Genomic DNA, 14,523 nt, shown 5'->3' with positions numbered 1-14,523 from the left:
ATTAAGAAAAAAAATAACTTGGAAAAGTTTAGTTTTTAGCGAATACTTGCGTCGGTTTTGGGTATAAAAAAAGCGAACCCATATCGGGTCCGCTTTCATTAATAGGAACATAATGGCTGTTATTATTTCAGCGTTTCATCAAGCCATTTAAAGAATTCAGTGTGCCAGATAATTCCGTTTTGTGGCGAAAGCACCCAGTGGCCTTCGTTCGGGAAATAAAGGAATCTGCTATGGATACCTTTGAGTTGTGCCGCTTGGAAAGCCTGCATGCCTTGGCTTTCGGGTACTCTGAAGTCTTTTCCTCCGTGGATTACCAAAATTGGCGTGTCCCAGTTCTGGACATAGTCGCTTGGAGAGAATTTCTGGTACGCTATAGGTTGCGGGTTTTCCCAGTATGGTCCGCCGATGTCCCAGTTTGCAAAGAAGAGCTCCTCTGTTGTCCCATACCAGCTTTTCAGGTCGAACAACCCGCAGTGTGAAATGAACGTTTTGAAGCGTTTTTGGTGGATTCCTGCCAACATGTACACTGAGTAACCGCCATAGCTGGCGCCGATAGCTCCGAGTCTGTCTTCGTCCACGTATGGCTCTGCCGAAACGGCGTCGATTGCGGAGAAGTAGTCTTTCATTGGCTGTCCGCCCCAATCACCGCTTATGGCTTCGTTCCATTCAGTGCCGAAGCTAGGCAACCCACGGCGGTTTGGCGCAACGATGATATAGTCGTTTGCGGCCATCAACTGAAAGTTCCAGCGGAAAGAGAAGAACTGAGAAACGGCACTTTGCGGGCCACCTTGGCAATAAAGAAGGGCAGGGTATTTCTTGTTCGGGTCGAAATTAGGCGGGTAGATTACCCAAGTAAGCATTTTCTTTCCGTCTGAAGTCGGGATCCAGCGTTTCTCGACTTTACCCAATTTGATGCGGTCGTAAATATGCTTGTTAATAAACGTAAGCTGGGTTTCCTTGCCCTTTTTGATGTCCACTTTGAAAAGTTCGTTGGACATGCTCATGTTTTGTTTCAGACCAATCAGGCTTTTTCCGGCTTGGTGGAGGCTTTTGTAGTTGTGGTCTCCTTCGGTAATCTGCCTGATGTTAGAAGCGGTGAATTCCTGATAACCTTTACGAGGGAATTTCGCTTCGAAGAGTTGGTAAGTGGCGTTTACGCCCGCAAGGAAGTAGAGTCCTTTCCCGTCGTTTTTCCAGATGAACGAACTAACCGTTTCGTCATAATCGCCAGTAAGTTTGCTTTTCTGAGCCGACGCGAAGTCGTAGATATAGATGTCATTTTTATCAGACTCATACCCGTCGTGCTCCATGCTCAACCAAGCGATTTGTTTCCCGTTTGCCGAGAACGAAGGCTGAGTGTCATAACCGAGCATACCTTTGGTGAGGTTCTGGGTAGTGCCTTCCCCAATATTGTAAAGGTAGATGTCGGTGTTTGTGCTTATAGCGTACTCTTTGCCAGTTTTCTTTTTGCAAACATACGCTACCATTTTTCCGTCTGGGCTCAAAGCGAAATCTTCGCCTCCACCGAATGGTGTTGTCGGAGTATCGAACAATTCGCCTTTCATAATATCGGTGCTTTTCGAATCGTCGATTTTACCGTTTGAGTAAGGCGCTACGAAAACGTGATTGTGCTTGTCATCACTCCAGTGGTCCCAATGACGGTACATCAAGTCGTCGATTACCAAAGCTTCGGCTTTCGGAAGGTCCGGATAAAGTTCTTTGGTGTTCTTTCTTAGCTTAACCTCTTTGGCAAAGGCCAGGGTGTTCATGTTTGCGGAATAGTGGTAAGCTATAATACCAGTCTGTTCCGAAACCAATTGCAGGCCGTCGCCCTCCACGTTCACTTCGAAGAGTTGGCCTTTTCTCAAGAACGTAATCTTCGCTCCGTCAGGTCGCCAAGCCAAAGAGTTCGGAGAACCGTCGATATTGATTTTTTTCGCTTCTCCGCCTGCGATGGGCATTACGTACGCGCTTGTATAACCTCGGTTTTCCTGTAGTTCGTAGTTTCTTACCGTATACAGGACTTGCTTTCCGTCAGGGGAAACGAGACCTCCGCCAACTCGTCCCATTTCCCAGAGAAGGTTAGGGGTAAGGCGGTTTTGGGCAATTAGCCCCATGGGCATTAAGAAAAACGCCGCAAGAAGAATTCGTTTAAGCATTTTATCTGTTTGTGAGATATTGAAAATAGGGCGGGCAAGACGCCTGCCTCCGTTCGTAACAAGGGAATTGGCCTGTGGTTTTAAAAGGCCTTTATACTAGGGTTGGCAGAAGAGTATGCCACCATTGCTTTCGAAGGGATAAAAATAGTCAATTTTTCGGCAATTCACCTTTAGCAAGACAGCTTACCGAAAACGTCCATCGATTGTTGATGGAGGAAGGATACTTTTCATAGATCTAATTTGTAATGGGAAGCTTTTCTGATCACCGAAGAATCGGCCGTATTCCGCAGGGTGGGTGAGATGCTTTACGGCGGGGGTGGATAGTTTTTCAATTAGAAATACGGTCTTTCGAATATGAAAACCAATATGTTTGAACAAATTGATTTTGTGACAATTTTCAAAGCTAAAGCGAGTGGACGATGAGATTTTTATCCCCAGTATTTTTATTAAGCGTATTATCCGTTTTGATCTATTCCTGTTCTGAAAAGAAGAATAGAAGAATTACCATTGAAGATGGTAAATCAGTGGAACTACCGCTGAATTTGGAAAAGGAAGAACTGGAAGGCACTAAAACCTTGTGTTTTGAAGTGGAGAATATTGGAAAAGACACGATATACGCCGAAAGCACCGTAAAGGGACGAATGTGGAACAACGCTACGATTATTCTTAATCCGGGCGAAAAGACTAAGGTGAAGTTAAGGCTATTGGGGACCCCTTTGCCTGATAGCGTGGATAATAGGCAAATCTTTAAAGGAATGAAAGGCTTGCCGGACGGTTGGCAATGGCATTGGGACAGGGTGGACCCGAAGCAGATCAAAGGCTTGGTGTTCAGTTTGATTCCTCCAGGGAATACGGCTGATTTAGAAATTGGGGAAGTGGAACTTGAGAAAGGAAAGAGTGAAAAAATTAAGCCCGAAGACTATTTTCCCCTTGTGGACAAGTATGGGCAGTATAAACATAATAATTGGCCCGGAAAAACATTTGGAGATGTAAAGCTTGCGAGCCTAGGAAATGAAGCGCTTCGGGATAAAGAGGCAAAGAAAACTGTAAGGTCATGGAATAAATACGGCGGATGGGCAGACGGTCCAAAGCTTAAAGCCACAGGTCATTTCAGGGTAGAGAAATATCAGGGGAAATGGTGGTTTGTGGATCCGTCCGGTTGTTTGTTTTGGTCACATGGAATCGATTGTGTCAGGTTCGGAGGCTCGGTAACGCCTGTAGAAGGTAGGGAGTATTTTTTTGAGGGACTTCCAAAAGAAGGTGAGCCTTTCTCTGAGTTTTATGAAGTTGTCAGTGGAGGAAGAAAAGCATATAACTTCTCTGCGGCGAACCTTTATAGAAAGTATGGCGAAGACTGGAAATCGATATACCCCGAATTGGTTCACGAAAGATTGAGAAGTTGGGGGATGAACACTATAGGTAATTGGTCCGCTTCCGGTATTTATCTTTCTGGCGAAAAACGGACGCCTTATGTGGTTAATTTACGACACTATTGGGAAAGGCTTGGTAAAGGAAAAGCGAAGTTTCCAGACATTTACAAACCGGGGTATCGTGAGGAGTTGGTCAAAGCGGTCAGAAGCCAAAAAGAGACAACTAGCGATCCTTTTTGTCTGGGTTATTTTATAGACAACGAATTGCACGGTTGGGGTTGGTTAGGCCATACGGTTTTAGCTTCCGACGAAAACTCTTCGGCAAAGCGAAAGCTTCTTTCCACTCTTAGAAGCAAATACATAAACATTGATTCGCTTAATGTAAAATGGAAAACGGAATACAAATCTTGGAAACATGTTTTGAAAGAAAAGAGTCTCCCCAAGTCCAAATCGTATCAGCATGATCTACTTTCTTTCGAAAAGCAGATGGTTAATGATTATTACCGAACCTGTCTGGAGGTGATAAGAAATGAGGCTCCGGGAAAACTGTATTTGGGAAGCAGACTTGATTTTCATTATTACCCCGAAACTTCGGATATAAGAAAAACCGTTGTGTCGATTGCTTCAAAATATTGCGACGTCGTAAGCTTTAACAGATATAGGCTTAACGGGGCGGATTTTGCATTTCACGGAGAAATAGACAAACCGGTTTTGATTGGAGAATTTCACTTTGGAGCGTTGGATAGGGGAATGTTGCACGGAGGTTTGAGAAGCGTGCAAAACCAAGAACAAAGGGGAAAGCTGTATGCGCATTATGTAAAAGGAGCCGTTTTGAATCCGTTTATTGTAGGGACGCATTGGTTTCAATACCAGGAACAGGTAGTGACAGGCAGATTTGACGGGGAGAATTACCAAGTGGGATTTGTCGATATTTGTGATAAGCCATATTTGGAAACAGTCAAAGGAAGCCGATCAATAGGGGAGAGGATTTACAGATTACGCCGTAACTAGACGTTTTAGCTGAATAGGAATGAAATGATGACATAATTCATATTTGAAAAACCTTGGGCGTACCTTAATGTCCAAGGTCTTATATTTTGACCTTTTGCGGGGGGCTTTTGCCAAACAGTATAATTTTATTTGAAATATACTTTGAGAGTTCTTTAACCACGAGAGTGAATGAAAGGAGAGAAAATGTGCTTTTTGCCCCTAGCGTTCTGGTTATCTATTGATATTCCCATTTTTGGCTGGTGTAAATCATCCCTAAAGGAGGGGGGGCTTTTTTGTGCCTCCGAAAATAATCTTTTGCATTATAATATTTGTAATTTGGTTTTTCTTGTCAGATAACCTTACTTGTCATCAGTTTCAGAACGGCAAACACAAACTGGGGAGTTTTCACTTGCCGTTGTATAGTGGAGATACCTTCTAAGTCTATACCGAGAGACTTTCAGGCAGTTTTATTATAAAGCTTAATGGTAAGGAACCTTTACCTTTAGGCTTGAGAACTATTTTTAACTTTACAGACCTTAGTAAGCTTACACTTTTAGAAATCCGCTCGGGTATGATATGTTGGTATATTGTTTAAGCCTGTGGGGCTTTGCTCAAAACGTATTTTTGTTTCTCGAAATAAAAAATGACAAGATGAATATTGTCAAGTATATCGAACGATTGGAATATATGGACAGCCTAATACGGCGAGCGGCTACCGGAACGCCAGAGTCCTTCGCTCAGAAGGTGGGCTTGTCGAGAAGCGCTTTAATGGAGTATTTGAAGGCCTTGAAGGCTTTGGGGGCACCTATTGAATATGATAATTATATAAAGACTTACCGCTACGTAAAGGCTGGGAAAATGAAGCTGGAGTTTGAGTTTTCCGAAAAAGATGCCACAGTGAATGAAAAAAAAATTAATGAAAAAATGGCAGTCCAGTAATAGTGGATTCCCGTTTTGTATAATTGTGTACGAGTATTTCACACAACGAATAAATGTGTGAATTTATTTGGCTTTTCTATCGCAGAAATTAAAAACCAAAGACAAAAAATAAGGAGGTCACAAAAAAGAACATGAAACTAAGAAGGTCTAAACGTTATGGTGAATTGTAGGGGATTGAAATATTTTGATGCTGGAGGCAAAAGCCGAATGGTTTTCCTTATGGGGAATTCCGGGGTGTCAAGACCGTTTTCTGAAAAGTTTTTTCCCTCGTCGATTTAAAAAAATTTACCAATTTTGCTAAATCGTAGTAGCTGTAATGTTTGGCTCTCTAAGTTTTATGAAGGCTGTATTGGAAGTATGGGTTGAGTCTTTTTTGACGTATGTGGTTGTCTTGGTTTTTTAGTGTCGAAGTTTATGAAATTCACAGGTCTTTTTGTAAGGGCCCCTTTTAGTGTTCGGGAAACCGGAAAGCATTGAGATTATATTCACTTGTCGTGATCACTAGCGAATTGTGAAGTATAATACGTTATGGGCAATTATTCATTATCCTATTTGTCCTCATTAATTGAGCGCTGGGAGGCCTAAATAGGCCGTTTGTCCGGTGTAGTCATATTTGTTTAACTTTTTTACAAATCGATTTTTATGAAGCGAAAGGTTTACATGATTTTGTTTCTGTTTCTCTATTTATTACCGGGGTGCCGTGATGATATGGATCATTATAAAATTCCCGGAACGTTGTCTGACCGTTTGGTCGGCGCAATGGAGAAACAAGGGGATTTGACGCAGTTTGTTAAGGCGGTTGACCTTCTGGAAATGAGGGAAGACTTGGAAAAAAGCTCCTATACGGCTTTTCCTCCCACAGATGATGCTGTGCTGAAGTATATCCAAGAAGCATACAGTGCCTCAGACGTTAGCGAACTGGAAAAAGAAGAGCTTAAGAAGCTCGTTATGGGCCATATTGTCCGGAACTCCATGTCGTGGAACCAAATCCGGAGGCTGAATATCTTTCCGAATGATGGAGGGTATTGGGGAGACGAGGTAGGAGAAGGAGGTTACCGCCAGGAAATCGGGATCAACTGGGGTTTCAAGCTTCCCACGCTTTATCAGCCGGGTACCTATGAGGTAATGGATGAGAAGGCTGGCAAAAAGCGTAAGATCTCCAATATGCTGACCTATTTGCCGGTTTTGGATTACGAGCGCTTCAGCGGACTGTTGGAAGAGGACGATTACACTTTCTTTTTCCCTGACACAAAGTTCGTTGGGCGTAATGTTCTGGATGCTACGGCTATCCGTGCGGACCAGAAATCACTCAACGGAATGATCCACGTGATCGATAAAGTGATTCCGCCACTGAAGCATGCAGAGGAGTATTTGTCTAAATCTGATCGTTATAGCTTGTTTTACAGGCTGATAAATAGGTTCGCTGAATACGAGTTTAATTCTAGGGCTACGGTTATCGAGCCGGGTTCGTCCGTTGTCGATTCTGTTTTTGTCAAAACTTACCAAGGATCTAAGATTCAAGACCCGTTGGAGTGGTTGGCTAAAGATAAGCCGTTGGATTATACCTATGACGAGGACCGTGCGACATTCTGTATTCTTTTGCTTCCGGACGACGTCACGTTAGAAACGTACCTAAACGAAAACTTCGTTCATGAAAACGGCTACGCCTCTATTGATGATATTCCGGATGAGGTAATCAAGGTTTTGGTTTACGGTTTTGGATATAACCCTACGGGTACGTCGTCTTGGACCAGACCTTCGCAGCTCGACAACTTCGTGAACGGTAACGGCCAGGTTGTGTCTTTGGACAAAGACAATGACATCAATTTCACGAAGATGCTCAACAATGGAGTTATCTACGGAACCAAAGAGGTAATCGTGCCGAACACTTACACGGCTGTAACCCGTCCTTTGATTTTCGATAAGCGTTACTCGTATATGTTGCGGATCGCGCAAAAGTTTAGCTACAAGATAACTTCTCTGGTCGCTTCGCCGGATATGACCGCCACTTTGTTTGTGCCGAGCAATGATGCTTTTGTCCGTTCGGGATATCGCTATGACGAGGAAGAGAGAAAGTACTATTATACTGATCCTGAATCTGGTGATGAGTACGAGCTTGACGACAGGGAAGGCGGACCGTTGGAGCAGTTGTACAGAACCCACATCATGCTTGGCGAAGATCATACCGACTTGTCAGGAGAGATGTATCTGAAAACGATGGCTACTGGCGATTATTTGAGAGTAAAAGCCAATACTATCCAGTCTGGCGGTAATTTCCAGTCATCAGAGGTTACGACTGTATTGAAAGTGGATAAGTCGGGATCTAACGGAACGTTCTACGAGATCGACGCCGTTTTGGACCGTCCTACTTTTGCGCCGTCTAAGTACGTTCTCAATCCTAATAAGGACGAGTATTCCGAATTTGTCAAACTGCTCGACCGTGCCGGGTATATCAGGGGCGGTGTGATTACGAAAATCAACGGAGCGAAAAACATCACTGTTTTGGTTCCTTCAAACGAAGCCATTAGGGCTAACCTTGACAAGATTCCGGAGAGCGTAAACGACCTGAGAAAATTCCTCGACTACTACTTCATCCGAGATGCCGTAGTATTTACCGACGGAAAGGTATCGGGTCCATTGGACACTTATAGTCAGATAGCCAGAAACGAATACAACACGCTTACGGCCCAAAACGCTCCGGGGAACCTGACATTCACCGATGCGAAGGACAATACCGCCAGAGTGGTGGTGGATCCGCGTTACAGTAACATTCTGGCAAGTGGCGCCACGGTACATTTGATTGACAACCTTCTGTTCGCCAAATAACCGACACAGCATGAAAAAAACATCTATCATATTTATGATTCTGTGCCTTGGTCTGGCTTTTTCGGCGACGGCTCAGGAAGGCCGGCTTGTGCAGGGTCGGATAAAAGACGCGGTTACGGGCGAAGCCCTTCTCGGAGCGACAATCGTGGAGGTTGACGCCGAAGACCGTTATGTTCAGGGCACAGTAACGGACCTGAACGGGTTTTATATGCTAAAACTTACGGAAGATAACGCCAGGTTGCGTTTCGCTTACGTGGGATATAACGAGCAAGTAATTAAGGTCGGAGAAAGATCGACGATCGACTTGCTGATGGAAGAGGCCAGCACGAAACTGGAAACGGTGGTGGTGCAGGAAGAGCGCTATACCAGCGACGGCTTTGTCTCTTTGCGAGATAAGCCAACGGCAATCGCCCAAGTGAAAATCGACGATTTGGCGCCTATGGGTGTGGCTTCGGTCGGTGAGATGCTTCAGGGCGAGATCAGCGGCGTGGACATTACGGCCGCTTCAGGTGACCCGGGGGCCGGTACCCAAATCCGTATTCGCGGTACAGCGACCATTAATGGGGATCGCGAACCTCTGATTATCCTTGACGGTCTGCCATACGATGTTCAGATCGATAACAATTTCGATTTCAACTCAGCTGACCAGCGTGACTTTGGCGCTTTGCTGTCAATTCCGCCAAGCGACATCGAGAGTATTGAGATATTGAAAGACGCCGCCTCAGCCGCTATTTGGGGAGCGAAAGCTGCCAATGGTGTTATCCAGATCACTACGCGCCGTGGCCGTAAAATGAAGCCTCGTGTTCAGTATAATTACAAAGGCTACATCGCTCAGCAACCGGACGCTATCCCGATGTTGGGTGGAGGCGATTATGTCACGCTTCAGACTGACGCGAGGTTTAACGTTGGCGGGTATCCGCTTCCGGACGGTAAGTTCTACGAATTGAAGCAAGACAAATCTTGGCCTTTGTATCACAATTACAATCAAGATACGGATTGGCTTGAGGCTATAACAAAAGTTGCCCGTACCGATGAGCATAACCTTTCGGTTTCGGGCGGTGGCGACAAAGCCCGTTATCGTGTAGCCATGGGTTACATGGATCAGGAAGGGACGACAATAGGCACCAACTTGCAACGCCTTTCTTTCCGTGCCAACCTTGACTACAACGTGTCAAAGCGTTTGCTCGTAAGCACCGACTTTTCTTATACAAGATCAGACAATGACAAGAGCTATTACGGTGATGAGCGTTCGGTTGCGTATCAGAAAATGCCGAACCAGAGTATTTACGAGCGAGACACGGCCAACAATTTGACCGGACGTTATTTCTTGGATACCAGAACTGACGCTTTCGAGATTAGGCGTGATCCGCTGAATCCGGGAGCGGGAGGTTTGTATAATCCCGTAGCCGTAATCAACGAAGCGCGTCATAATTATTTGGAAAATCGCTTTCGTTCTGTTTTCAGAGCTCGTTATGCGCTTACTGACCAGCTTCAGCTGAATACGGATATTTCTTTTGACGTGGTTAACGGAACCACTACCAAGTTCCTTCCCGTGGAGGCCTCAAGCGCCGACTGGTCGTTGAATTCGACCAATGTTGCGCATAAAGGCGCCAATGAGATGTTCAACGTACAGTCGATTACAAACGTAATCTACACGCCGAACTTGGGCCCGAACCACCAATTATCCGTTTTGGGCCAATGGGGAGCGAATATTCGCAGGGGATCGTCTTACAGCGTAGTCGCTGGCGGTTTGCCTTCCGGCGAATTCAACTCGCCGGGTGCCGGTGGTTTGGCTCCGAACGGCTTGGGCGCAAGCAATTCCGAATCAAGAGGCGTTTGGGGATTGGCCCGGATATTTTACAAATGGAAAGACAAATACTTGATGGAAGTCGGTACCCGTATGGATGCCAGTTCCAACTTTGGTCCCGATACCAAATGGGGCGCTTTCCCGTTCGGTAGTGTTGCGTGGAGGATCTCCGAAGAGCCGTTCTTGAAAGATCTTACTTGGATCGACCAACTTAAGATTCGCGGTAGCTTTGGTGTGAACGGTCGCGCTCCTGGCGGATTCAACCATTACAGTATCTACCAAGCGGGAGGTTCTTATGCGGGATACAATGTGGTAAGGCCGGCAAACGCCAGACTCAACAATCTCAAATGGGAACTTACCAAGCAAGTTGACTTCGGGTTGGAAGGATCGTTTTACGAGAATCGTTTGACTTTTGAGTTTGACGTGTATCAGAAAGACGGCTCCGACCTGCTTTGGACCATGGGGATTCCGACTTCGTCGGGTTATTCGAGCATGACCCGTAACCAAGGGGAAATGAGAAATAGGGGAGTCGAGTTTTCGTTTAGGGCCACTCCTTTGAAAACCAAGGATTGGAGAGCGGATCTCTCTTTCAATATTTCCAAAAACATCAACACGGTTCGTGAAATCCCGGAGAACTTTTCGCCGGAAAGCGGAAACGTGCTGGATAACGGACAATACGCCGTCAGGGTGCGTGAAGGCGACCCGATTGGCGGTTTTTACGGATACCGATTTCTGGGTGTATATAAAACCTCATCCGACGCTATTGTACGTGACAAGTTCGGGGAAACGGTTATAGATCCTTCTACAGGTCAGCCTTTGCGTATGCTTATGGGCGGATCGAACTACCGTTTTGTGGGCGGTGATGCCCAATATCAGGACATCAACAACGACGGTGTGATCAATGAGAGCGACGTAGTGTATTTGGGTTCCAGTAATCCGGATTTTACAGGCGGATTCGGTTTTAGGGTTTCATACAAGCGTTTGCGGTTGAGTTCTAATTTCCATTACAGAATGGGGCAAGACATCGTGAACATGGCCAGAATGCGTTCGGAAAACATGTTTGGTACGGCCAACCAAAACCAAGCGACTATGAGGCGTTGGAGAAATCCGGGCGACGAGACAGATATGCCTCGCGCCGTATTCGACAAGGGCTATAACTGGCTCGGTTCGGATCGTTTCGTGGAGGATGGGTCTTACCTGCGCTGGAAAAGCCTTTCGTTAGATTATCGTTTCGAACGCAAATGGCTCCAACGCTACAAGCTTCAGGATCTGACCTTGTTTTTCACGGCTTATAACCTGTACACCTTTACGGATTACAGTGGTCAGGACCCGGAAGTACCGTTGGGATCGGGACTTTTCTTCTTCGGAGTGGACAATGCCCGTACTCCTCCAAGCCGCACGTACACCATGGGTCTCACATTAATTTTCTAAGCGATGAGGACTATAAGATTGCAGATATATTTTGTCGTGGCCTTGGTTATGTCCTTGAGTTCCTGCAGTGACTGGCTGGAGCTTGAACCTCAGGACGATATCACGGTAGACGACTATTGGAAATCCAAAGAAGACATCCGTATGGCACTGAACGCAGGCTATCAGAAAATGCAGGCGGAAGTGAACACGATGTTTCTTTGGGGTGAAATCCGTTCCGATTTTGTCAAGTACGGAAACAACATTGAAAACCATGGCAAAGCCTATAAAAGGATAATGAACCTGGAAATCCTCGACAACAACGAGGTGTTGAAATGGGGCGGAATGTACCAGATTATCAATTATGCTAATACGGTGCTCAAGTACGCCCCTTCGGTCCGGGCTTCGGACCTTTCGCTGACAGCCAAGGAGTTGAATTCCTATTTGGCCGAAGCGTATTTCCAGCGTTCGTTGGCTTATTTCTACCTCTTGAGAACCTTCGGCGAGGTCCCGATGCAATTGGAGCCTACCGACACTGACAAAGTGAACGTTTATCTCCCGAAAAGCTCCGAAGCGGAAATCCTCGCCCAATTGGAAAAGGATTTGGAATGGGCTGAACGCTACGCCCCGCGCGGTTTCTCGGAAGTGGAGCCGGGAAAAGCGTACGGTACAAAAGCGGCGGTTAGGGCTTTGTTGGCCGACATCTTTTTGTGGGATGAGAAATATGACAAGAGCATTCTCTATTGCGACAAGGTCATAAACGCCTCCACATATTCTTTGATGGCCGAGGTTGATCCGAATTGGACGGAAGAGCAGAAAAAAAATTTCAACGCCGAATCCGAATACCTGAGGATTTTTAAAGAAGGGAATGTGGCCGAAAACATTCTGGAAGTCCAGTTCAGCAAGCCACTCAACCAGTTCAATTCATATTGGAAACTCTTTGGCGGGTCCGACGGAAGCAATAACCATGAGCCCGCGTTTGAGATCAGTGACCAGGTAGCCGAATTGTACGGTGAAGATGATTTGAGAATTAGCGCTCTTGTGTTGGGCGACGATGACTTAACCACGCAAGAAAGCATACTGAAATTCGAGAAAGGGGATCTTCGCGACGCTAACTGGATCATTTACCGCTATGCTGATATTCTTTTGATGAAAGCCGAATCTCTGCTTGAGACAGGAGATACTTTTGGCGCGCAAAAGCTTCTTAATCAAGTAAGGAACCGGGCCGGTTTGGGGCCAAAGATCCTTAACGGAAGTTTGGAAGATTCGGAAGACGCCATTTTGCAGGAACGCGCTCTTGAGTTCGCCTTCGAAGGCAAGCGTTGGTTCGACCTTTTGCGTTGCGCCAAGCGAGGCAATTACAAGCGTTCCACAAAAATCATCGACGTGATGATTTCACGTGTGGATCCGGCCGAAGCTCCGAAATGGAAAAGTTTGCTCTCGGATCCGGACAGTTACTACCTGCCGATCCACATTGACGAATTGAGAAGCAATCCGCAACTTAAACAAAACCCTTACTATGAATAGGATGGCGAAAAAAATCCGCGCTTTCCGTGTCGCCTGTCTGGGCCTGATGCTGGCGCTGTTTATATTCACGGGATGCGACAACGACAACGGAGGCGCGGTTTTCGAAGATACGAAGTTGCGGACCGTAACCGAGTATTTTGAAAACGAAGGCAACGGCGAGTTTTCCGAATGGACCAAATTGTTGAGGGCCTCAAAATACTACGGTCTGTTGGCCGCTCGTGGCAATTACACCTTTTTGGCCTGTAAAAACGACGCTATGGAGGCTTTCTATTCAGAGCTGGGCGTTTCGGGTGTGGATGGTCTTGAAAAAGACTATGTGGATCTATTGGTCCGTACGCATACGGTAATGACCGGCTTCGAGAGCTTCTCTTTCCGCCAAGGCCCGATGAGCGATACCACTATGAACGGTAACAAACTCGTGGTAGCTTTTGGTAGCGAAGGTTTGAACGGTTTGAAGGTAAACCAGAAATCAACCATTCTCGAGCGGGACATCGAATGCTCAAACGGCTTTTTACATATTCTGGACCGCCCGGTGGAACCGATTTCCAAGGGCGTTCACGGAACGTTGAAAGATTTGGGCAAATACGGAATCTTGACCGAAGCGATTGAGAAAACGGGCTTGATCGACACTCTGGAACTTGAGACGACCGAAAAAGGAACTCGCGTGCTGTATACCGTTTTGGCCGAACCGGATGAGGTTTATAAAGCCAAAGGAATCGAGGATTTCGCCGGTTTGGTGGAAAAACTCGGCGCCGGTAATGATTATACTTCAAGGGATAACAAGCTGAACCGTTTCGTCCGTAACCACGTGATCTCGGGCAAGTTGTTTTCCGATCGGTTCAAGACGGATATTTTGCTCACTGTCGGATCTTCGATGGTGAAAATGATCAAAAACTCTGACGGATATTTTATCAATACCCAAATTGACGACTTCGGAAACGAAGTGTTCGAAGGAGCGAATACCCTTGATGTTTACAATCTTGATATGCAATCCAAAAACGCCACTATCCACGACGTGAAAGACGTGTTGTTCGAAGCCGAATTCGATCCGATTTTGGTGGAGGACGATATCATCGCCGTGCCTGAGCTTTACGGTTTTCAGGTAGCGTCAAATGACCAGGAAGTGGTATATGTCGACAAGGTTGAACGCTGGAGAGCCAAAGGCTATACGCAGTTCGTGTATATGTACCGCAACAATAGTTCTGACCACCTGAACTGTTACGTGGCCGAATCCGGATGGTTTGAATATACGACCCGCCCGATTTTGAAGGGCACATACGATATCAGCTTCCGTTCAGGTAGCGGTAACTTCCGGGCAACCATGTCTGCTTGGATCGACGGTCAACGTAGCGAAAACTTAGTCTATCCGCCGGCTTGGAACGTGCCGATAGGGCGCTATACTTTCACGGAGAACGGACGCCATAAGTTCATGCTCAAGTCGGTGGCCGGAGGCAGGTTAAGCTTAGACAGACTAGTGTTCAAACCCGTAAAGTGATTT

7 protein-coding genes are annotated in these 14,523 nt (G+C 46.0%); 6 read left to right on the top strand and 1 reads right to left on the bottom strand.

Going from position 1 to position 14,523, the window contains the following annotated elements; genetic code table 11:
• Positions 1-122 precede the first annotated feature (122 nt).
• Entirely contained in the window at positions 123-2,159 is a 2,037-nt protein-coding gene (locus AABK39_RS10220; protein WP_338391245.1) for a S9 family peptidase, read from the bottom strand.
• A gap of 419 nt (positions 2,160-2,578) precedes the next feature.
• Here AABK39_RS10220 and AABK39_RS10215 point away from each other — a divergent pair, with 419 nt between their 5' ends.
• From AABK39_RS10215 to AABK39_RS10190, 6 genes are all read left to right on the top strand, one after another.
• On the top strand, positions 2,579-4,540 hold the full coding sequence (locus tag AABK39_RS10215) for a beta-galactosidase (protein WP_338391244.1): 1,962 nt from the start codon (positions 2,579-2,581) through the stop codon (positions 4,538-4,540).
• Between the two features lie 630 nt (positions 4,541-5,170).
• On the top strand, positions 5,171-5,458 hold the full coding sequence (locus tag AABK39_RS10210) for an HTH domain-containing protein (protein ID WP_338391243.1): 288 nt from the start codon (positions 5,171-5,173) through the stop codon (positions 5,456-5,458).
• A 642-nt stretch (positions 5,459-6,100) separates the two neighbouring features.
• Positions 6,101-8,284, top strand: coding sequence for a fasciclin domain-containing protein (locus tag AABK39_RS10205; RefSeq protein ID WP_338391242.1), 2,184 nt, complete (start codon positions 6,101-6,103; stop codon positions 8,282-8,284).
• Between the two features lie 10 nt (positions 8,285-8,294).
• Positions 8,295-11,522 (top strand): SusC/RagA family TonB-linked outer membrane protein, encoded by a 3,228-nt coding sequence (locus AABK39_RS10200; RefSeq protein WP_338391241.1) that lies wholly within the window; start codon positions 8,295-8,297, stop codon positions 11,520-11,522.
• Between the two features lie 3 nt (positions 11,523-11,525).
• Complete coding sequence (locus AABK39_RS10195) at positions 11,526-13,025, top strand: RagB/SusD family nutrient uptake outer membrane protein (protein WP_338391240.1); 1,500 nt, start codon at positions 11,526-11,528, stop codon at positions 13,023-13,025.
• Positions 13,018-14,520: a fasciclin domain-containing protein gene (locus AABK39_RS10190; RefSeq protein WP_338391239.1), complete on the top strand. Its 1,503-nt coding sequence runs from the start codon at positions 13,018-13,020 to the stop codon at positions 14,518-14,520. The genes AABK39_RS10195 and AABK39_RS10190 overlap by 8 nt, the downstream gene beginning before the upstream one ends.
• Positions 14,521-14,523 lie beyond the last annotated feature (3 nt).

Origin of the sequence: Fulvitalea axinellae, assembly GCF_036492835.1 — a bacterium.
Lineage (GTDB): Bacteria > Bacteroidota > Bacteroidia > Cytophagales > Cyclobacteriaceae > Fulvitalea > Fulvitalea axinellae.
This window is presented reverse-complemented; position numbering and strand designations above follow the sequence as displayed.